Consider the following 21,735-nt stretch of genomic DNA (forward strand, 5'->3'; position numbering starts at 1 on the left):
CCTCGATAGTTAAGGACCCGGCTTTTCAGCCGGGTAAACTTGTTCTACTATAGCGCGTTGATGGCTTCGTATAGGCCTTTAGGCCAATCATCCGAATACTCTGAGTTTTCGTATTGTTCAAGTACATGGCTTCGAAACGCTTCTTTGTCGGGCGTGTAAATATTCAGGCCTTCCTCTTCAAAGTATGAAATCAATTCAGCCTCCTGGTCCAATGCCAGTTTGTCCAGTTCATTCTGGAAGTTCATGGCGCAGGTTTTAAGAGTGTCCTGCTGTTCGGCGTTCAAGCTGTTCCATTTACGACTGGAAATGCTGAATTGATTAGCAGCAATTAAGTGACCGGTGAGAATTGTTTGTTCAGAAACTTCATAGAATTTCATTGAATAGTTGGCCGGCAGAGGATTGTCCTGTCCATCAATTGCGCCAGTTTGTAAGGCTGTGTAAACTTCGGTAAAAGGGATAGGCGTTGGGTTGGCACCCAAAGCTTCACCGACAAACTGCCAACCTTCGCCTGGGGGCATACGTAGCTTTACTCCCTCAAGGTCACTTGGGGTCATAACTACATCGTCATTATTCAACGATATGTGACGAGTTCCTATGTAAGGGTTAGCAAGGATTTTAATTCCCGTTCTATCTTCAATCTTTTGATACAGCTCGTTAAGCACATCGCCATCAAAGACTCTTCGCATGTGGTCGTAATCGCGAAACATGTAGGCGGCCCCAAGAATACTAGTCTCAGGTACCTGGTTGTAGAAGTCGAATATTGCGAGGCTTGCCATATCAAGGTTACCGCGTTGCATAGCAACCATTTCAGTGCCCTGAGAAAAAAGTGTTGCCCCATGATGCGTTTGTAGGTCGAAATCATCAGTCAGGCATTCACCAAAGGCACTTTTCAGTACTTGTGTTCTTGCATCCTGTTCGGAGACGGTGTCTGAATAGAGCAGCTCTACCTTTTCTTCAGCAAAAGTAGGCAGTGCGCTGGCAACGGTGAATGCAGCCAATGTGATAGGCAGCAGGGTATTCTTAGTCATAACTCGGGACATGTAACCTCCGGCGGTACTTTTCGGGATTGATCTTGTTTTTATTGACGACGCTCTTACCGGCGCCGATACCTTACCCCTAGCCTCTTGCTAAGGGGCTCTCATCGCAGTTGACTCGCCTCGCTGGCAAGCACACCTTGACGTGAGTTCAATAATGTACGGAATGGTACGTTCAGTCAAGATGTGTCAGAATACTCCTACTGGTTTAAGAAGTACAGAAGTCTGCGGAGTGACCTAAGTCAATTACAGGAGGGATATAGCTGCTGTATCAGTACGGTGTTCAAAGTCAGTTATCTGCGTTGAAAGCGTTGATTTCAAGGGAAATGTCAGTCTGTTCTTTAGCCCTTGAGGATAGGGAGGTGTTAGAAATTGAGTGGCTGAACACCTATTTTGACGAGCGCTGCCAATTGAAATTGGAATGTCTCAAATGTGGGATGCATCTTTCAAGCAGCAAGACGGAGTTTTCATGGATTTGGCGATTTTCGTTAGATTCTTACAGCGTCATAAAACAGGAGTAAGGAAGCGAGTCTTAATGACAGACCTAATTTTTTTCTCCTTTTGACAAGAAAATGAACGCCCAGTTGGCTCTTAAGAGGTCAGTAGGGTTTGTGATATAAATCAATAGCTCGACGTGGAGGTGAAAATGATAAACCCTGAAATTGTAAAGTTTTTGGAGCGGTGGGATAGAGAATGGGCAGCGGCGGCTGACTTAACGTCTGTTCAGGATCGACGCAAGCATTTTGAAGTTGTGGCAAAAAATATGAGGCTGCCTACACCGGAAGATGTGGAGACAGGACAGGAATATTGGGTTGATGCTGAACCAAGCAACGTTCGTGTGAGAGTTTTTCGACATAAAGAGTCAGGAAGCCAGCCTGCATTAATTTACTTCCATGGCGGAGCATGGATGCAAGGTAGCCCTGAGACACATTGGGATATTACGGCTCGGCTGGCATCCTGGTGTAAACAGACAGTTATAAGTGTCGATTATGCTTTGTCGCCGGAACAACCCTTTCCAGCGGCAGTGTATCAAGGTATGGCAGTGGTCAGGTGGGCTTTCGATCGGTCCGAGGATCTTGGTATTGACGCTAATCGCATTGCCGTTGGCGGAGACAGTGCGGGAGGCAATATTTCTGCCGCTATTGCGCTACACTTTCGTGACTCGCTTCAATCTTTGTGCGCTCAGCTGTTAATATACCCGGCAGTCAGTTTTGATACCGACTTACCTTCATTTAAAGAGAATGCAAGTGGTCCGATGATTCGCACTGCGGATATGCCAAGGGTGAACAAAATGTATTGTTCCAAGGTTGAAGATCAGGAAAACCCACTTGCAGCTCCGCTAAAAGCTAGTTCCCACGACAAATTGCCACCAACATTTATAGCGGTCGCTGAGTATGACCCATTGAGAGACAGCGGGCTCGCCTATTACAACACCCTGAAAGAGGCCGGGGTTGAGGTCAGCCTGGATAGTGGAAAAGGTCTTATTCACGGGTATCTTCGTGGCATGGAATACTGTGCAGACTCAAAGCAAAAGTTACATGATATGGCTGATTGGCTTACTTCAATTTTTGTAACTAGTGAAAATCTGGAATAAAGATCAGCCTATCCAGTCAACTGCCATTTGTGAGGTTTTAGGATGCAAATTGAAAACCGACCTGTCCCGCCTAGTCTGGAGTTTGCCTTTACTATTCTGGCTAATATTGAGGTTCCATTGTTGGCGGGCCAGGGTCTTAAAGGTGAGCGGATACATATCCCAATTCTAAGTGGCGAGGTTAGCGGACCTCGTTTAAATGGGCGTATTGCCCCGGGGGGTTCTGATTGGCCACTGTTGAGATTAGATGGTGTCTCGGAAATTGAGGCGCAATATACGATAATTGCGGAGGATGGCACGCCACTGTTGGTGAGAAACAAGGGATTGAGAGTATCCAGCGCCGAGGTTACCAAGCGTCTCAGCAGTAGAGATTTGGTCAATCCAAATGAATATTACTTTCGATCTTCACTGGTGTTTGACGTGCCTAACGGGCCCCACGAGTGGATGCGAAACCGGATATTCATTGCTTCACTTATGCCAAGAGGGAGCTCTATTTCTATCGATGTTTACATTGTAGAATGAGCTTTTAGAAATATTTTACTGAATCATTTCACTCTCTGGTACTGTCAATGAGTACCAGAGAGTGAACTCGCCCTTTTTCTATCGCGGTCAATGTGTCAGTACAGCCAGCACTTTTAACCGCCGAGGGGATGCTGAAATTACAAGACACGGTTTTATAGATAACCGGTCACTCTGGGCAGGAAGGTCACCAGGTCAGGCACCAGTGCAATGACCATCAATACCGCAATTTCGACCAGCAACATCGGCATCAGTCGGCGCACAATGGCCGACAGACCGACCCGTGCGACCGAGTCGGCAACGAACAGACAGAGCCCTACAGGTGGTGTGATCAGGCCAATCATCAGGTTGAAAATAACCAGAATGGCGAAGTGCAAAGGCTCAATTCCCAGCCCGACGGCGATGGGGTGCAGTATCGGCACCAGCACCAGAATGGCCGCTATGCCCTCCAGCACCAGACCAACCACCAACAGCAGCAACATGACCGCAAGCAGGAACATCAGCTGCGAGTCGATCGTTGCCAGGACCCATTCGGTAATGATGTTGGGAATGCGGTTGTAGGTGAGCAGCCAGTTGGCGGCCGAGACCGCGCCCATGATGATCATGATCACCGCACTGTCGCGCATGGCACGGGTAAAAATACGTGGCAGGGCGAGTACCGGAATAGACCGGTACAACACCAGGCCAACGAAGAGCGCATACACCACCGCAAAGGAGGCCGCTTCAGTGGGTGTCACAATGCCGAGCAATATCGAACCAATAACGGCGACCGGCATAAACAACGGAACCAGGCCACTGAACACCGCCTTGCGACGGGTACCGGGTGCATGGGTTTTGCGGGTGCCGAAGTGGCCGGCAAAAAACCAGACGTAAATCGACAGGCCCGTCGCCAGTAGCAAGCCGGGAACGATGCCGGCCATGAACAAGCCGGGTACTGATACACCACTGACGGTCAGCGCATAAATGATCACCGGTATGCTGGGTGGAATGATCGGGCCGATGACCGAAGACGCTGCCGTCAGCGCCGCCGCAAAATCACGCGGGTACCCTTCCTTCTCCATTTCGGGAATAAAAACCCGACCGAGTGTCGAGGTGTCGGCAATGGCGGAGCCGGACAGGCCGGCAAACATCACCGAGGCCCAGATATTGACCTGGGCAAGGCCAGCGCGCATGCGCCCGACCAGGGCGTTGGCCAGTGCGATGATGCGCCGGGTAATACCGGCTTCGTTCATCACTTCACCGGCGAGAATAAACAGGGGCACGGCCAGCAAAGGGAAGGAATGCAACCCACCAAAGGCTTGTTGGGCGACGATGCGAATGTGGTAGGGAAAGTCAGCCCCAATCATGAACACCAGAAGAGTGCCCAATATCACAAAGGCGAAAGGCACGCCGATGATCAGGGTGATGAGCAACAGGGCGTAAATCATGCGTCGGCCTCCGCTTCGGTCATGCCGAGCAGGCGGCAGGCGGCCATGGTCAGAGCGCTGACCGACAGTAAAACGCCGCCCATCAGGGTGGAGAACTGAAACATCCACATGGGCAAGCCGGTGCTGGGCGAGCTGCGGCCGCCCCGGCTGTCGATAAATTCGTAGCCGGATATCGCAAAACCAATTCCGACGGCCAGCACCAGAACATCAATCAGAAGCTGGTTATAGTGGCGAAGCGACGCAGGCAGCAAATCGACAACAATGGAAAAGCGAACGTGGCGGTCCTGCAAATAGGCCAGGGCAACGCCGAACATAATGCCGTAAATCATGGCGTAGATGGCGACGTCCTCACCCCAGGTAAGGGAGCGACCGGCGGTATAGCGCCAGAAGGCATTGGCAAAAACGATGGAGAAAACAGCCAGCATCATCAGGCCGGCACCGGTACCGTTTATACCGATCAGCAGACGACGAAACAGGCGAAGGGCATCAGACATGACACAAACCCCGGAAGTGAACCAGAAGAGGCACCGGTCAGATCCTGAAGAACGAAACTGACCGGTGGTACTGAGCGTGGCTACGCTTAGTTGGAGGTGGCGCTGTCTACCGCATCAGACAACCGATCGATCCACTCGGCATCGCTGCCCAGTTCGTCGCGCAGGTAAGCCTGAACCGCCGGCTGTGCCGCCGCGCGGAATTCAGCCATTTGCGCATCGGTCGGCTGGGTGACTTCCATGCCTTCCTCAATCAGCTTGGAGACGCCCTCGGCGGACCCGAATTGCTGAATGGCACGACCCACGGTACCGGCAACAATGGCTGCGCGCTGCAGTGCGGCCTGGTCACTCTCCGGCAGAGACTGGAACAGGTCTTCGTTGATCAGGATGTGATCGACCCCGTAGACGTGGCGATCCAGCGTCAGGTATTTCTGGAACTCGTAGAAGCTGTTGCCGTAGATTACGGAGATCGGGTTTTCCTGACCGTCGACCACACCGGTCGCCAGGGCGGTGGGTACCTCACCCCAGGCAATACCCTGGGGTTCGGCGCCCAGGCCACGCACCATTTCCAGGTACAACGGAATGGTTTGTACGCGGAATTTCAGGCCTTCCATATCAGCCGGAGAAGCGATCGGGCGGACTGAGTTGGTGAAGTGGCGGAAGCCGGTTTCACCGTAGGCCAGGGTGCGCAGGCCGGTTTGCTCCAGGCAGTGTTCAGCCAGGGCCTGTCCGAATTCTCCGTCCATGACTTCCCAGGCCACCGGGGCTGACGGGAAGGTGTAGGGAATATCGGTAACCGCGGCGGCCGCGCAGTAATTAGCGTAGGAGCCGGAGACCATGGTAATGCTGATGGTTCCGTCCTGAGTGCCCTGGACCAGATCGTCTTCACTGCCCAGAGAGCCGGCCGGGAACAGATCGACCGTCATGTCGGTTTCGGCTTCAACCAGATTCTTGAAGACCTGACCGGCGGCGCCTTTTTTGGAGGTGGTCCAGTCGTTCGGATCAACGTGGGCAAAACGAAGGTTTTCAGCGGACACTGCACCCGCAGTAATCATAGCGAGAGCCAGACCTGAGGCCTGAATGGATAAGCGCTTCATGGTTACTTCCTCTTTTTATTGTTGGTTAGTTGCACGTTCTTGCTTTGTAGTAGAAATTGGGCTGTTTGCAACGCTGCACATCGGCGATCAACTTCAATTTTCAGGCCGCACGCCCCAAGGTTACGACATGCCTGTAACCCAGTAATGGCATACAGGTACTTATCGTCCATTTTATAATGTACGAAATGGTACGTTCAGTCAACCTGTGGCATACTGGTGGCATTGCATTGGGTGAGGATAAAAAGAATGACCACAACCAAGGTGGCAACGAAAGGCAAAGAGCGCAGTCGCAAGAACGACCCGGCTCGGGTGAAAGCCGACATCATGCGGGTCGCGACCCGGGAGTTCTCGGAAAAGGGGCTCTCTGGTGCACGCATTGATGAGATCGCTGAAAAAACCAAAACGTCTAAACGGATGATTTATTATTACTTTAAGGACAAGGAAACCCTGTATCTGAGTGCGCTGGAACGCTCCTACCAGCAGGTGAGACAGCAAGAAGGCGAACTGGAGCTGGATCACCTGGAGCCGATAGACGCACTGAGCAAGCTGGTCGCCTTTACCTTCGAGCACCACGTTAAAAATCCGGACTTCATTCGCATGGTCATGATCGAGAACATTCACCATGGCCGGTTTATCGAACAATCCGATTTGATTCAGTCGCTTAATGCCGGTGCCGTGGATGAACTGCAAAAAGTCTATCGGCGCGGTCTTGCAGCCGATCAGTTCAGGCCCGGTCTTGAAGCACTGGAGTTACACTGGCTGATCAGCGCCCTGTCGTTCTTTAACGTTTCCAACCGTTACACCTTTTCGCGGATTTTCAACTGGGACCAAAACGCAGCGTCCAACCAGGAAAAGCTCGCCAGCCATGTGATTGATATGGTTTTGAGGTATGTTGTGAAGCCGGAATTGATGGCGGAATAAACGCGACCGGCTAGTCGCAAACCAGCACCGCCTAACTGCACACAACCACCAGGGTAATTTACTTCCATGCAAGACATCTCCGTCATTAACGTGATTGTTCCGATTTTTATGGTGATCGGTATCGGCTACCTGGCTGTGCGTACGGAACTGATGCCCAAGTCGGTTATACCCGGCATGGGCCGCTTTGTTCTGTATTTCTGTTTGCCAGCACTGATTTTTACCACTCTGACCACCACCCCAATTCTGACCGCAATGACGCCCTATTATCTGATCGCCTATGGCGCGGGCTCCTTGCTTGCTTACCTGATCGGGTTTGTATTCTCAAAAGGGATCTCGAAAGCGACGACCTCGGAAGCCGGGTTGAATGGGCTGGGTATGAGTTTGAGCAACAGTGCCTTTGTCGGTTATCCGGTGTTGCTGCAGGTTTTTGGCACCCTGCCAGCGGCGGCCTTCACCATGACTCTTCTGGTAGAGAACTTGCTGATCATGCCATTGGCGCTGATGGTGCTGGAATTGTCCAGAGCCTTGCACGAAGGCGGCAGCGCCCGCCAGGTGTTCAGCAATTTTGTGCGCCGGTTGGTGACGCAACCCATATTGATCGCGATTGTATTGGGCAGTCTGTACAGCATTACCGGTCTGGGCTTGCCGGATGTAATCTCCAGTGGGCTAGGTTTTCTGGCCAACGCCTCAGCCGGTGTGGCGCTGTTTGTTATTGGCGGCTCATTAGTGGGCATTTCCATAAAAGGCGATGTCTGGAAGATAAGCTGGGTGACCGTTGGCAAGCTGTGCCTCCACCCCTTGCTGGTCGCGTTGATGATCTGGCTATTACCGCCCTTCGACCGGCAACTGCAAATCATCGCTATTCTGATCGCCTCGATGCCCATGTTGAGCATCTACCCGGTTATCGCCGGTAATTACCTCGACCCGAGCCGTTATGCGGCGACGTTGGTTGTGGCAACCCTGGTATCTTTTTTCTCCATTTCAGTGGTGTTGGCGTTGCTGTTTTAATTAAGGCCACGCCGCAAAAGTGGTGTCTTCACTCGGTGCCTGTTTGCGAATTTTTCGCCGCCAGGTGCCGGGTGCATCGTCCATGTGTCGTTTGAAAAACCGGTTGAAATAGGCGGGGTCTTTGAAGCCCAGCCCGTATGCAACTTCGGCGACCGACAACGGCGAATGCGCCAGGCGCTGACAGGCCTCGCTGATCAGTTTGCGTTGGATCAGAGTGATGGGTGACTGGCCAATATCGCGCCGCGTTGCCGACTCCAGCCGTCGTTCAGTGACACCCATGTTTTCGGCGTAGTTGACCACCTTCCAGTGATCGCGAAAGTGCAATTCAATCAATTGCAAAAACCGTTGAAACAGCGTGGAACGAATACTGCCATCTTCCGTTTCCGGTGGCCGGTCGGCGTCTTGCCTGAACAGCAGCACCAGCAAGGTTGTAAGCTGCGCCGATACGACCGACTTCGCGCCAATGTGATTCTCATACAGTTCTGACTTGATCGCTTCAAAACAGGGTTGAATACGTGCAATCAACTGATCATCAATTGATTTTATCTCATGCAGGGTATCGGCCAGTGATCGAAATGGAACGTTCGGTTCCAACTGACGGTTAACGGCCGGAATCAGCCAGTCTTCCGATACGGTGAGTAGCTGCCCCTGACTACCCGCTGCGAAATCACAACCGATTAACATACCAGCCGGTAACCAGGCCAGCATCGGTGCTTTCAGCTCGATGTGAGTGCCTTTGAATCGCGCCTTGCCAGAGCCTGCTCGCAGCAATATACATTGAGCAAAGTGGCGCCAGTCCTGCTTCGGTGCGGTCCAACTGGTTGGCGACTTGGGGTAGCGCACATCAATCAGGTCGAGATGTCGCTGAATCGGTTGTTGAATCGCTGTTTCGATCATTTTTTAACCTCGAAGTGGTGGTTAATGTACAATTTATCGTTGATTAAATGCAATTAAAACCAGTTCACGCCGGAGGTTCTTTTGGCTATGGTTCTCCCATAACAACTCGATGCGCATCGATCCGATTAAAAATAATTGCGAGGATCACTTCATGTTTGAAGTTTCCATGCTGGTGAATAATCAGCAAAAACATGCTCAGAATAACCGCACCTATGAGTGCAAGAACCCCATTTCCGGTGAGGTGGTTTCAGTAGCGGCTGCAGCGTCCGTAAGCGATGCCATGTCTGCAGCAGACGCCGCCGCAGCCGCTTTTCCGGTCTGGTCCGGTATGGCACCGAACGAACGTCGCAGCATTTTGTTAAAAGCCGCAGACTGCCTGGCTGCCAAAGCTGATGAGGCTGCGCAAACTGTGATGCAGGAAATGGGTGCAACGCCGATGTGGGGTGGATTCAATATTCATCTGGCGTCGTCCATGTTGCGTGAAGCGGCTTCAATGACCACTCAGCTAAACGGAGAGATTGTTCCCTCCGATGTACCGGGGTTGACAGCGATGGCCGTGCGTCAACCGGTAGGTGTGGTATTGGGTATTGCCCCCTGGAACGCCCCCATTATTCTGGGTGTACGATCCATTGCTATGCCGCTGGCATGTGGCAATACCGTAGTGTTTAAAGCCTCGGAAATCTGCCCGGCAACGCACCAGTTGATCGCTCAGTCGCTGATTGAAGCAGGTGCCCCCGAAGGCGTGATCAATATGGTCACCAACGCACCTGAAGATGCACCGAACATCGTAAAAGCGCTGATTGAGCACCCTGCCATTCGACGGGTTAATTTCACCGGCTCGACGCGAGTAGGTCGGATTATCGCCAGCCTCTGTGCCGAGAATCTCAAGCCTGCGTTGTTGGAGTTGGGTGGTAAGGCACCGATGATCGTACTGGACGATGCTGATGTAGACGCCGCAGTGAATGCTGCTGCATTTGGTGCTTACATGAATCAGGGTCAGATTTGCATGTCGACTGAACGCCTCATTGTAACGCCCGGCATTGCTGATGAGCTGATCGACAAACTGGCTGCCAAAGCACGCACCATTACGGCGGCTGCCCCGGAGAAAGGCGAGGCCATTCTCGGTTCGGTGGTGAACGCGGCTGCACTTGAACGCTTAAACCGACTGGTTGCCGATGCCGAAAAGAAAGGCGCTAAGGTGCTCTCGGGTGGGCAGGCGGATACCGTATTGATGGATGCAACGCTGATCGATGGCGTAACCAGTTCGATGCAAATTTATTCCGAAGAGTCATTCGGGCCTGTGCTGTCCGTCATTCGCGCCCAGAACGAAGAAGATGCTATCCGAATCGCCAACGACAGTGACTATGGGTTGTCTTCTGCTGTATTCAGTCAGGACTACAACAAGGCCATGGCCATTGTTAACCGGATTGAAAGTGGTATCTGTCACATCAATGGACCAACGGTTCAGGATGAAGCACAAATGCCGTTTGGTGGTGTTAAGGGGAGCGGTTATGGCCGGTTTGGCAGTAAAGCCGCTATTAATGAATTTACTGAATTACGCTGGATAACCAACCAGGCTGGGAAGCGTCATTACCCATTCTGATAATTGATCCAGATCAATGAATGGAGTGCCATTGAAAAGTAATAAGGAGTCTCTGTTGTTAGTTTTATAACCTTGGAGAAGTATGTTCTGGTCAAGGAATGGAATTAATAAATATAGATTTCCATCGAACACAGAAAATATCTGAATAAATAGTGATTTACATGGGGATACAGGATGTTTGCCCCTTCGCTGGATGGCCTGGAAATACCAGACCCGCACTATAAGTGCCGACTCGACAGGATATCGCGTTGCACTGATTAAACTGGCAATGCTTTGATTGCCGGAGAATGCCTTGCGCTCTCTGGTTTGGGGAGGTGTTTGCCCGAAAAACCTGAAACGAAATATCGGTAAACGGTTCTGACTGAAAGTAGTCATTATTCATGACAAAAAAAATGAGGTAACAATCATGCGGAATATCACAAAAAATCTGTCAATGCTCGCGCTAGCATTGGGCACTACAGCTGCGCTGAGCATGCCAGCCAATGCTGAATCTGCTGAAGAATTTTACGATGGCAAAACGCTGCGGTTCATGAGTACAACCGGCGCCGGTGGCACTATGGACCTGTACATGCTGCTGACCATGAAACATATGGAAAAGCATTTGCCTGAGAGTATGGATACCGTGCTTGAGCATCGAACGGGTGCTGGCGGCGCCGTGGGTGCCAACTACCTTTTCCAGGCGGCCCCGAAGGATGGCACCATCATCGGTATGCCAGTGCCAGCTATTGTGTCTTCAAAGTTCGCCAATCCGGACACCATTCGTTATGAAGCCGATGAATTTCAGGCCGTTGGTCGCATTGTCGACTTGCCACGCATCTATGTTGCCCGTGGTGACGCCGGTTATTCAAGCCTGACCGAATTGGCCGACTCAGGTGAGCAAAGCAACCATGGCATCATGACCGTGGGCACCTCTTTCCACCAGTATATGGCCATCGCCAACCTGGGGCTGGGCACAAACTTCAGAGAGGTCGCTGGCTACAGCGGTGGTGGCCCAACCTTCCTGGCCATGGAACAAGGTGAAGTTGCAAGCACTACAGCTGAACCCGCTAACCTGTTTGCCAACAAATGGCACCTGGTCGAAAGTGGTGATGTGAATGTATTGGCCATCGGTGGTCTGGAGCGTATGGGGCAATTGCCGGATACGCCAACCATTATGGAGTTGATTGACGAGTCGAACGATTACTACGACATCGCCCGTTCAGTGGTTTCGTCAGGTGCCATTGGTTTGTCGCTGATCGCACCTCCGGGGGTTCCGGAAGATCGTATCGAATTCCTGCGCGAGGCGTTCAATGCAACCATGGCTGACCCTGAATTCATTGCGGAAGCCCAGGAGCGGAGCATTCCAATCAATCCGCAAACCGGCGAGTACGTGGATACGGTGATTGCCGACTCGGCTAACGTCAGTGAAAACGTTAAAGCCTGGTTTTTTGAAATGGCACAGGGCAACTAAAAGCGCGTTGCGTTTCATGCCTGGCCGGAGCCTCTGGCTCCGGTTAATTGATATCTGAGACAGGCTGCAATGAGCAGTCTGTCTTTTTTAGGAGTGTTTTTCATGCAAGCAGACCTGTTGGGTGCTATGGGCAGTGCCTTTGGCATGTTGACCGAGGCGTCTACACTGTTCCATCTGTTTATTGGTGTGTTGATCGGCAGCCTGCTATCGGTCATACCCGGTGTTGGCGGCCTGATGGGCATGGCGTTATTACTTCCCTTTACCTTTAGCATGTCGCCGGTTGAGGCGATGGCATTTTTGGTGGCAGCGATGGCTGTCATGTCGACGGCCGATTCAATACCGGCCATTTTATTTGGTGTGCCGGGCACGCCGACCTCCATGGTGACCGTGCTCGACGGTTACCCTATGGCCAAGCGTGGCGAGGCAGGCCGTGCACTGGGTGCCGCCTTTACCTCTTCCGTTGTCGGTGGGGTTATCGGTGCGCTGGTACTGGTCATTATTATTCCCGTTGTGCTGCCTATTTTAATGGGCTCTACGTCCCCCGAGTTACTGGCATTCTGCATCATGGGCCTCGCCATGGTGGGCGCGCTGGCCGGTGGCTCCATTGCAAAAGGGTTGGGTGCCAGTTTAATCGGTGTGTTACTGGCGTTTATCGGCCAGGAGGATACCACCGCAACTCTGCGCTGGACCTTCGATACTATTTACCTGTGGGATGGTCTGCACATTTTGGTTATGGCATTGGGTATTTATGCATTGCCCGAATTAGCTGACCTGGCCATACAGAACAAATCGATTGCCTCGGATGAGGACAAGAGCAAACCGATGAAGGGTGTCACCCAGGGCGCACGCGATACTTACGACAACGCCTGGCCGGTTGCCCGTAATTCCGTTATGAGCTCACTGCTGGGCATTATTCCGGCGATCGGTCCATCGATCATTCCCTGGCTGATTTATTCCTACACAACCATGCGCAGCAAAGTGTCGAGCAATTTTGGCAAAGGTGATGTGCGCGGGGTTATTGCCTCCGAGTCGTCCAACAATGCAACGGTAGGTGGCTCCTTGCTGCCAACGGTAGCGCTGGGTGTACCCGGTTCCGCACCCATGGCTTTGTTGCTCGGTGCCATGTTGCTGCACGGCATCGCTCCCGGCCCTAATATGCTCAGTTCCAACCTGGACATGACCTACATGATGGTCTGGGGAATTGTTGCGGCGAATATCGTCGGTGGGTTCGTGGCGTTGGCGATGGCCAAGCCATTGTCGCGGGTTGTTTTTGTCCGCTCCACGGTGCTGGTACCGCTGATTACCTCGGTCGTGTTTATTGGTGCAGTGCAATCCACTCGCCAGTGGGAAGACGGTTTGTTTCTCTTACTGGTGGGCTTTCTTGGCTGGGTGATGAAACGGGTGCGCTGGCCACGGGCACCTCTGTTTCTGGCTTTCATACTGGCGCCTTTGGTCGAGAAGTATTACTTCATTTCCATGAACGTTCATGGCTGGGGCTGGACATTGCGCCCAGCCGTGGCTGTGCTTTTGGCGATTACAGCTCTGTTTATTCTGGGTGTGATTGTTAGCCGGGTTATCAAGACCCGCAAAGCATTGAAAGGGAAGGTCACCCTAGCCTGGACACCGACCTGGAATCTCGATGTGGCGTTCTCACTCGGTGTGATGGTGATGATGATACTGGCCTATTTTTCCGCCGGCGAATGGCGGTTCGATGCGGGCATAATGCCGCGAGTTGCAGCGACACTGGGCTTTCTGATGGCACTGTTCTCTTTGCTGGGTATTTTTGTGACGGTTAAATCCAGCGAAGGTGAAACGGCCGAAGAAGTACATTTTGATCTTGAGACCGATTTTGGCGAGCTGACGCCCAAACAGATTTTGCTGGGCGGTGTGAAATACCTGGCTTTATTAGCCTGGTTTGGTGTGCTTGCCTGGTCTGTAGGTCTTATTGCAGCGTTACCGGTTTATCTGATCAGCTACATGCTGCTCGGTCGCGAACGGCTGAAACTGGTGCTGCCTCTGTCGTTGCTGTTCTGGGGGTTCTGCTGGTTTGCCTTTGTCTACATTCTTGATCTGGCGTGGCCAGCTCCGCTGTTTACTCTGTTCTGAACGGGATGACCACCATGACAAAAACTGTAAAAGATATTTCATACCAGGTGCTGCGCCACCAGGGCATGACGACGGTGTTCGGTAACCCGGGGTCGAACGAGTTACCCTTTCTGAAAGGGTTCCCCGAAGACTTTCGCTACATTTTGGGTCTGCATGAGGGCGCGGTTGTTGGCATGGCCGATGGTTTTGCCCAGGCCAGCGGCTTGCCAACGCTGGTCAACCTTCATGCTGCCGCTGGCACCGGCAATGCCATGGGCGCACTGACTAATGCAGTTTACTCACACAGCCCATTGGTAATAACGGCCGGTCAGCAATCGCGGCACCTTGTCGGTATGGAAGGCATGCTGGCCAATGTCGATGCCAATCTGTTGCCACGCCCGCTGGTTAAATGGAGCGGTGAACCGACCTGTGCAACGGATGTCCCTCGCATGCTGAGTCAGGCTATTAACACGGCCAATCAACCTGCAAAAGGGCCGGTGTATCTGTCAATCCCACTGGATGACTGGGCGCAGGCATCCAGTACCAACAGCGAGTATTTACTGTCCCGAACCGTACAGACAGCAAGTTCGCCCTCTGAAAGCCAATTAAAATGGCTCGCCGACGCGTTGTCGGAGGCGACGAGTCCGGCACTGGTGTTGGGGCCGGGCGTGGACGCCGTTAAAGCAAACGCCAGTGCCGTAGCCTTGGCCGAGCGGCTGGGTGCCGTCGGCTGGATTGCACCCTCGGAATCGCGCTGCCCTTTCCCAACCGATCATCCAGCTTTTCGCGGTACGCTGCCGATATCAGAGAAAGGTCTGAATGAGGCCCTGGCGGGGCATGACCTGGTGCTGGTTGTGGGTGCGCCGGTGTTTCGCTATCACCAGAATATACCGGGTGACTTTCTGGCGCCGGGGACCCGACTGATCCACCTGACGGACGACCCGGCTGAAGCAAGCCGGGCGCCACTGGGCGAAGCGCTGGTGGGCGACATTGCCGCCATGCTGGCGGCGTTGCCTGAGCGTATTGTCGGTGAACAACGTGCCCAGCCAGTTGCAAGATCGTTACCGCCGCCGGGTAAGGATGAAGCCGACCGGATGCACCCCGATACCGTTTTCCGCATCGTCAATGAGCTTGCTCCAAGTGACGCCATATACGTGAAGGAAGCGACGGCCACCAAAGGACCATTCTGGGCCAACATCATCATGCGCGAACCGGGCAGCTTTTATTTCCCGGCAGCCGGTGGATTGGGCTTTGGTATGCCGGCGGCGGTAGGGGTGCAACTGGCGCAACCGCAACGCCAGGTCATCGCGTTGATTGGCGACGGGTCGGCCAACTACAACATTACCGCCCTGTGGACGGCTGCCCGCTACCGAATTCCGGTGGTGTTTATCATCCTGAAAAACGGCACCTATGGCGCACTGCGTCGTTTTGCCAAACTAATGGATGCCGAAGATGTACCCGGCCTTGATGTGCCGGGTATCGACTTCTGTTCAATTGCGCGGGGTTATGGGGTAGACGCCTGTGCAGCCACTAATGCAGATACCTTGTCTGCTTGCCTGACACATGCGTTTTCGCAAGATAAACCGTATTTGATTGAAGTATCGACCTCGTTTTAACAGCGTTACACCGCTAAATAGCGCAGCAGCTCAAAGCCTTAACCCCTACTGTCGTTACTGGTGGGGATACCGGTGGCATTCTGTGCCACCTGTGGATCTGGTTGAACCGCAGCCGCTCCGGGCTATCGTTGCGCGCCAATTCGGTCGTTACCCAAGCTGCCATTCGCGCCACCCAGAAAATTAACGATTACTTAACCCCAATACTCAATGGCGGTTTCATCGCCTCCGGTACCGACTCCCGATCCCAGAACCCAATCAGAATACCCTGACGCCGCGACAGGCCATTGGCGCTCTGTTCCATCTCCCGGCTGACCGCCCTACGATTGTGAAGCGTGGCACTCCAGTCCAGTAACTGGTCACGCAACTCGCGCCGTACACCTTCATAGGCCGGATCCCGACCCAGATCCACCAGTTCGTCCGGGTCGTTGTGCAGGTCGAACAGCATGTCGGGGAAGCCGGGGCAATGCACCAGTTTATGGCGTCCGTTGAACGCCATGGTCATCCGGGCCGCCAGTGAATCAACCCCCAGTTGCGCGGCGACGGGCAGGCGACCGTAGTCGTCTTCGGCGACAATGAAATCCCGCTCAAAGGGGCTGGAAGCCTGATGCAGAAAAGGCAACAGCGAGTGGCCTTCGAGTCGGTGTTCGTGCTCGGAAAGACGGCCACCGGCACATTCGATCAGTGTCGGTAATACATCAATGGCACCCACCAGCGCATCGCATTGCTGACCCCGCGTTACATTGGCTTCTGCACGCGGGTCGACGACGATCAACGGCAACTTTACCGAAGGCTGATGAAACAGATCCTTCTCACCCAGCCAGTGATCACCTAAATAATCGCCATGGTCGGCGGTCAGCACAATCAGCGTGTTGTCGGTGAGCCCTTTGGCGTCCAGGTGATTCAGAATGCGACCGATGTGATCGTCCACTTCTTTCACCAGCCCGAAATACGCCGGTAAAACGTGTGCGCGTTTTTCATCGTCACTGAACGTCTGGCTGACCCCCAGTTGCATGAATTGCCGGTAAATCGGATGCGGGTCCTGGCGTTCAGATTCCGATTTCACCGCCGGAGCAAAGTCTGCATCCCGGTACAGTGAGTGATACGGATCCGGTGCGATGCAGGGCCAATGCGGTTTGATGTAGGAAGCATGCAAGCACCAGGGCTCATCGCCCAGTTCATCGATGGTATCGATGATGCGCTTGGTCAGATACGCCGTTTCCGAATGCTCTTTCGGAATGCGGGCGGGCCGGTGCGCGTGTTCCAGATAGAAACCGGAGACAATATCGCCGGTTTCGGTTTCGGCCGCATTGGCCCATTCGAGCCAGGGGTTGTCACCGTCAAAACCGTTTTGGCGCAAATACTCGTTGTAGCGTGGTTCCTGCTTTGAGTATTTGCCAGCAGGCCCTTCCGGGTGCAGCCCGTCGTCGTGCTCGCCTCCGGTAAAACCAGCGTTATACAGGCGCTGACCCAGCGCCGACTCCGGCTCAATGCCGAGCCGGTCCATGCCGTCCAGGTCGGGTTTCATGTGAGTCTTGCCAAGCAGAATGACACGCTGGTTTAGTGGTTGCAGATAGTCCGCCAGTGTCCATTCGCTCAGGCTGAAAGGCCAGTCGTTCCAGGTAGCGCCGTGCGAGCGCATGTGTAAGCCGGTGTAGAACGACGCGCGCGAATTGCCGCAGCTGGTGCCCTGGGTGTAGGCGTTATTAAAACGTACTCCGCGTTTGGCCAGCCGGTCGATGTTGGGGGTGTCGACGACGCGGTTGCCATAGCAGGACAAGGCATCCCAGCGCAGCTGATCGATCATGATAAAGAGCGTATTTTTTACGGCGTTCATATGCTTATCCTTTGGCCGGTTGTGAGTTGGCGGTGGGGTGAATGCCATGACTCTGGCGCACGGCGTGCCAGGCCAGTAGCGCCAGACCTAACGCCAGGCAGACAATGCTCACGACGAGATACGGCGACAACAACCCCAAAGCCAGCGCAAAACGAACGGCACTGTCTGGCAGTGATAAAACGCTACGGTCAAAACGGGCCAGGCTACTGGTGATGAGATACAACGCCAGTACCAGTTGCGCGAGCAGCCAGGCGTAAGCGCCGAGCGAGAAATCACCGCCCGCTGCGGCCGAGGTGAGCATTAACGGGTTATAGGCAAATGCAAATGGAATCAGAAACAGCACTGCTGAAATCCGGGTACTGGCAATGGCGGTGGCCATGGGTTTGCCACCGGAGATGGACGCCGCTGCGTAAGCGGCGATGGCTACCGGTGGCGTAATGACCGAGGCAACGCCAAAGAAGAACACGAACATGTGAGCCGTCAGAAGTTCCATGCCAAAGGCCTGCAGGGTGGGCCCCATCACTGAAATGATGGCGATGTAGGCGGGCAAAGTGGGCATGCCCATGCCGAGCACGATGCAACCCAGCGCGGTGATCAGCAGGGCCGCCAGCAGTGAGTAGTCCGACGCATTCGACAACAACACCGCAAAGGTGGTGGGAATACCGGTGGCCGCCAACGTCGCGACGATGATGCCGACCACAGCAATGGCCATCGACAGTCGGCCAACGGTAACACCGCCCTCGGCCAGCGAAGTAAGCAGTATCAGAGGTTTCTGTCTGACGCTGGGGTTCAGAAAGCTCAATACCAGCAGTAACAAAATGGCGCTGATGGAGGCACCAGCGGGAGACAGACCTTCTATCAACAGCCAGACAATGGTTGCCAGTGGTGCCAGAAGCAGCAGTAGGTTGATCCAGTCCTGACGATCGATCGGTTCAGGCAGGTCGCCTTCCGGCTCAGCGTTGAGGCCGAGCTTTTTCGCTTCAAAATAAACGGCCAGAAACAGGCTCGCGTAATAGGCGATAGCCGGAATCATCACCGCTACGATCACGGTCAGGTAAGATACGCCGACATAGTCGGCCATCACCAGAGCCGCGGCGCCCATTATCGGTGGCAGAATTTGACCGCCAGCCGAGGCTGAAGACTCAAGCCCCCCGGAGAAGTTACCACTGAAGCCGCGCTTGCGGATCATTGGAATGGTCACCACACCGGTGCCGACCACGTTGGCGACTGCACTGCCAGAAACAGTACCGAACATGCCAGAGGCCAGAATGGCCGCATAGGCAGGCCCGCCCCGAAAACGTTGCATCAGGGCAAAGGAAATACGGATCATCGACGAGCCTGCACCACAACCTTCCAACACGCCGCCGAGAATAATAAAGGGCAAAACGGTCGATAGAATTACCGCGAAAATGGACCCGACCACGCCGTTATCACTACCGAACCAGAGGTTGGCGGCCAGCCGGTCCATCGCATTGCCGCCAGCGGTTTGCAGCACGCCGGGCCAGTATTCGCCGGTACCCAGGTACAACACGGCGATTAAGCCGATAATGGCAATGGGAGCCCCCCATAGACGCCAGCAAATAACCGTAGCGACCAGAACGGCCATCAGCGCAGTAATGCCATCCCAGGTAGTAAAAAACATGATGGACATTTCCATGATCCGCGCGACCTGAAAGTAGCGCACGCTGCAATACAGCGTCAGGGCGATCAGAGCCAGGTCGAAGGTTACGCGCAAAATCGAAGGCACACCTTTGGTCAGCGTCTGTTCGCGCCACTGATATAAAATGCCAATGACCACACAGAGGGTGAAAAAGAACGGACGGAACCATTCAAGTTCAAACGGCCCAAGGCGCGGCAGGAAGCCGTAGCTGGGCAGTACATTGATCAGGCCTACCAGTGCCAGCACACCGCCGACGACCCAGAGGGCTTGTTGCAATCGATTGGCTAACATCATGGACGGTGTCGTCATGGGAGGGTCCTCCGGGTGCCTGGGATCAGGCGCCCTGGTTTAACAGATGGAGTGGTCGGGCGACCACTCCAGGTTAGGCCTGTCAGGGCATCAGGTTTTCAGGAATGGCGATGTTGTTTTCCTGATAGTAACGAACCGCACCGGGGTGCAGTGGCGCGTTGACGCCTTCAAAGGGGTTCTCGGTGCTAATGGTGCGCAGCAGGGCGTTAGAGGCTTTCAACTCGTCGATGTTTTCCCAGTAAGCCTTGGCCAGCCGATAGGCCATGTCATCGGACATCGATGCGCCCACACCCATCCACATGATGTTTGAGGCCGTGAAAATATCTTCATCGCCATTGACCTGGCCGCGATAGGTGCCAGCCGGAATTACGGTGTAAGACATGGCGGCGGCTTCTACATAATCGTTCCATTCCGGGGTTCCAATACGGTCTTCGGAAATACCAAGAATGCGAATCGGGTTCTGCAGGCTCATTTCATTGATCGATTGCTGGCCGACCGGGGCAGACAGCACCAGTACATCGTACTGACCATCCTGAAAGCCCTGAACAGCCGAACCCCAGGGCGCGCGAATGGCTTCATAGTCGCCATCAACCAGGCCCGAGGCTGCTTCGATCATGCCCATGATCTGCATGTTGGCGGCACCGGCCGGTGGGCCGACAAAGACGCGTTTGCCGCGAATGTCGTCCCAGCTTTCAATGCCGTCCCGGTCCCAGGTAATGGCGTGATAGGTGCTGCCCGGCAGGCCGGTAATAGCGCGAACATTTTTCGACAGGGCTTTCGCCTGTTCGGCGTTGCTGGCATAGGGGCCAACGCCGGCTTTCATGGCGCTGAACGCCGGTGGCGGTACTACTGAAGAGCCGAGCTGGCCGGCACCCAGCATCATTACCGAGCGGGTCAGCGTCTGGCCGAGCACGACTTGCAGGTTAATGCCTTCGCGATTGGTGTATTGGGCATAAGCCTGAGGCAGCATGCCGGTTACCGAGGCAGCGCCACCGGCATCCATTTGCAGGTTTTCTGCCTGGCTGAAACCGGCAGTTAAGGTCAGGACCAGGCTGGCCAGACCGAGCGTCAGTGATTTTTTCATATTGACCTCGTCGTGCGTGTTATTGGATTTATGGATTGTTCGACAGTTAGACAGTGTGCATCCATCAGTGGCATTCGTATAATTCATTTATAATCGGTTAAACAGACATTTTTGTATGGTAGCCTAGTCTCGCCTGACCAAAGGTTTTTCATTGGGCCACGGCGATTCGCAACGGAGGTGATATGGAATCGAAGCATCTGGTGCAACTGGCCACCATTCTCGACAGCGGCTCGATCAGTGCTGCGGCTAACCGTTTGAACGTCACCCAGCCAACCCTGACGCGCAATATCCAGACGCTGGAAATGCAGGCCGGTGGCCCGCTCTTTACCCGCAGCCGACATGGCGTAAAGCAGACTCCGCTGGGGGCTGACCTGGCCCGTTATGGCCGGGCCATCGCCAAGGCCGTCTGGTCGGCGCGTCAGGTGGCTATTCGTCATGGGCTCGGTCTCAAGCAGGAACTGCGTATCGGCGTCGGCCCCTTGCTGGCCAATAACCTGATGAATCAGATGGCCCAGGACCTGATGGCCGAGCATGACGACTTATCCCTGCTGATACGAGTAGACACACCGTACCGCCTGATCGAACAGATTCATGATGAAGAACTCGACCTGGTGTTTTCCCCCAAAGTGCAATCCCCGACGCAGGATCTGGTTTGTGAACTGGTGCTGCAAGATAGGCTGGTGGTGGTCGCCGCCAGGCAACACACCCTGGCGAAGAAAGCCTTTGATGGAACTGGCCACCATGCCCTGGCGCTGTCGGAGTTGAACGATTGGGCCTGGATCAATATGGGCACCTACGCTCGCTTTGAGGAATCACCGGTCGAGCGCCTGCAGGCCATGGGCGTCACTGGCATTCACACGCCCATCGCCTTATCGGGAGATGCGGCGATTACCCTGAATATATTGCGTGAGGGCAATCACTTGAGCCTGATGCCGGAAAAACTGACCAGCCGGGTAACGGCTGAGTACAACCTGGTGGTATTGCCGGTTGAGGCGGACTTCGGGCGTCGGGATGTCTTTTTGTGGCATCGGGCCCAGGATCTGGACCAGGGCTGGGTGCAGATAGTGAAAGCTGCTTTTGCACGTCGTATGGCAACCTGACTTGCTTCC

At 54.0% G+C, this 21,735-nt stretch carries 17 protein-coding genes; 9 read left to right on the forward strand and 8 right to left on the reverse strand.

Features of this window, described 5'->3' with window-relative positions; all coding sequences use genetic code 11:
* Positions 1–47: 47 nt before the first annotated feature.
* A complete protein-coding gene (dctP, locus tag WEB54_RS08505) occupies positions 48–1,028 on the reverse strand; it encodes a TRAP transporter substrate-binding protein DctP (RefSeq protein ID WP_368055051.1) in 981 nt (326 codons plus the stop codon).
* 652 nt (positions 1,029–1,680) lie between these two features.
* On the opposite strand from dctP, the gene WEB54_RS08510 reads away from it, so the two are divergent.
* Entirely contained in the window at positions 1,681–2,628 is a 948-nt protein-coding gene (locus tag WEB54_RS08510) for an alpha/beta hydrolase (RefSeq protein ID WP_368055053.1), read from the forward strand.
* Positions 2,629–2,670: 42 nt separating this feature from the next.
* Positions 2,671–3,147, forward strand: coding sequence for a DUF3237 family protein (locus WEB54_RS08515; RefSeq protein WP_368055055.1), 477 nt, complete (start codon positions 2,671–2,673; stop codon positions 3,145–3,147).
* A gap of 152 nt (positions 3,148–3,299) precedes the next feature.
* Here WEB54_RS08515 and WEB54_RS08520 read toward each other — a convergent pair whose 3' ends face one another.
* The 3 genes from WEB54_RS08520 to WEB54_RS08530 form a co-directional block, all read right to left on the reverse strand.
* The gene (locus WEB54_RS08520; protein WP_368055057.1) at positions 3,300–4,571 is read right to left on the reverse strand and encodes a TRAP transporter large permease; all 1,272 of its coding nucleotides are present in this window, start codon (positions 4,569–4,571) and stop codon (positions 3,300–3,302) included.
* Positions 4,568–5,065, reverse strand: coding sequence for a TRAP transporter small permease (locus WEB54_RS08525; protein ID WP_368055059.1), 498 nt, complete (start codon positions 5,063–5,065; stop codon positions 4,568–4,570). The genes WEB54_RS08520 and WEB54_RS08525 overlap by 4 nt, the downstream gene beginning before the upstream one ends.
* Before the next feature lie 86 nt (positions 5,066–5,151).
* Positions 5,152–6,159 (reverse strand): DctP family TRAP transporter solute-binding subunit, encoded by a 1,008-nt coding sequence (locus WEB54_RS08530; RefSeq protein WP_368055060.1) that lies wholly within the window; start codon positions 6,157–6,159, stop codon positions 5,152–5,154.
* 246 nt (positions 6,160–6,405) lie between these two features.
* Here WEB54_RS08530 and WEB54_RS08535 point away from each other — a divergent pair, with 246 nt between their 5' ends.
* Together WEB54_RS08535 and WEB54_RS08540 are read left to right on the forward strand one after the other, a co-directional pair.
* A complete protein-coding gene (locus WEB54_RS08535) occupies positions 6,406–7,080 on the forward strand; it encodes a TetR/AcrR family transcriptional regulator (RefSeq protein ID WP_368055062.1) in 675 nt (224 codons plus the stop codon).
* A gap of 66 nt (positions 7,081–7,146) precedes the next feature.
* Complete coding sequence (locus WEB54_RS08540; protein ID WP_368055064.1) at positions 7,147–8,088, forward strand: AEC family transporter; 942 nt, start codon at positions 7,147–7,149, stop codon at positions 8,086–8,088.
* Here WEB54_RS08540 and WEB54_RS08545 read toward each other — a convergent pair whose 3' ends face one another.
* Positions 8,089–8,985 carry a helix-turn-helix domain-containing protein gene (locus WEB54_RS08545; protein WP_368055066.1) on the reverse strand — a complete coding sequence of 299 codons (897 nt, stop codon included), beginning with the start codon at positions 8,983–8,985 and terminating at the stop codon, positions 8,089–8,091. It abuts the gene before it with no gap.
* A gap of 151 nt (positions 8,986–9,136) precedes the next feature.
* On the opposite strand from WEB54_RS08545, the gene WEB54_RS08550 reads away from it, so the two are divergent.
* The 4 genes from WEB54_RS08550 to mdlC all read left to right on the forward strand — a co-directional run bounded on the left by WEB54_RS08550 (position 9,137) and on the right by mdlC (position 15,739).
* Complete coding sequence (locus WEB54_RS08550; protein ID WP_368055068.1) at positions 9,137–10,588, forward strand: aldehyde dehydrogenase; 1,452 nt, start codon at positions 9,137–9,139, stop codon at positions 10,586–10,588.
* Positions 10,589–10,994: 406 nt separating this feature from the next.
* Entirely contained in the window at positions 10,995–12,038 is a 1,044-nt protein-coding gene (locus WEB54_RS08555; RefSeq protein ID WP_368055070.1) for a Bug family tripartite tricarboxylate transporter substrate binding protein, read from the forward strand.
* A gap of 102 nt (positions 12,039–12,140) precedes the next feature.
* On the forward strand, positions 12,141–14,144 hold the full coding sequence (locus tag WEB54_RS08560) for a tripartite tricarboxylate transporter permease (protein ID WP_368055071.1): 2,004 nt from the start codon (positions 12,141–12,143) through the stop codon (positions 14,142–14,144).
* A 14-nt stretch (positions 14,145–14,158) separates the two neighbouring features.
* On the forward strand, positions 14,159–15,739 hold the full coding sequence (gene mdlC / locus WEB54_RS08565) for a benzoylformate decarboxylase (protein WP_368055073.1): 1,581 nt from the start codon (positions 14,159–14,161) through the stop codon (positions 15,737–15,739).
* A 187-nt stretch (positions 15,740–15,926) separates the two neighbouring features.
* Here the strand turns inward: mdlC and WEB54_RS08570 are convergent, their stop codons facing one another.
* The 3 genes from WEB54_RS08570 to WEB54_RS08580 form a co-directional block, all read right to left on the reverse strand.
* Positions 15,927–17,573, reverse strand: a complete 1,647-nt coding sequence (locus WEB54_RS08570; protein WP_368055075.1) for a sulfatase-like hydrolase/transferase — start codon at positions 17,571–17,573, stop codon at positions 15,927–15,929.
* 4 nt (positions 17,574–17,577) lie between these two features.
* Entirely contained in the window at positions 17,578–19,542 is a 1,965-nt protein-coding gene (locus WEB54_RS08575) for a TRAP transporter permease (RefSeq protein ID WP_368055076.1), read from the reverse strand.
* An 82-nt stretch (positions 19,543–19,624) separates the two neighbouring features.
* The gene (locus tag WEB54_RS08580) at positions 19,625–20,626 is read right to left on the reverse strand and encodes a TAXI family TRAP transporter solute-binding subunit (RefSeq protein WP_368055078.1); all 1,002 of its coding nucleotides are present in this window, start codon (positions 20,624–20,626) and stop codon (positions 19,625–19,627) included.
* A gap of 182 nt (positions 20,627–20,808) precedes the next feature.
* On the opposite strand from WEB54_RS08580, the gene WEB54_RS08585 reads away from it, so the two are divergent.
* The gene (locus tag WEB54_RS08585; protein ID WP_368055080.1) at positions 20,809–21,726 is read left to right on the forward strand and encodes a LysR family transcriptional regulator; all 918 of its coding nucleotides are present in this window, start codon (positions 20,809–20,811) and stop codon (positions 21,724–21,726) included.
* Positions 21,727–21,735: the final 9 nt, after the last annotated feature.

The organism is Saccharospirillum sp. (genome assembly GCF_040881935.1).
GTDB lineage: Bacteria > Pseudomonadota > Gammaproteobacteria > Pseudomonadales > Natronospirillaceae > Saccharospirillum.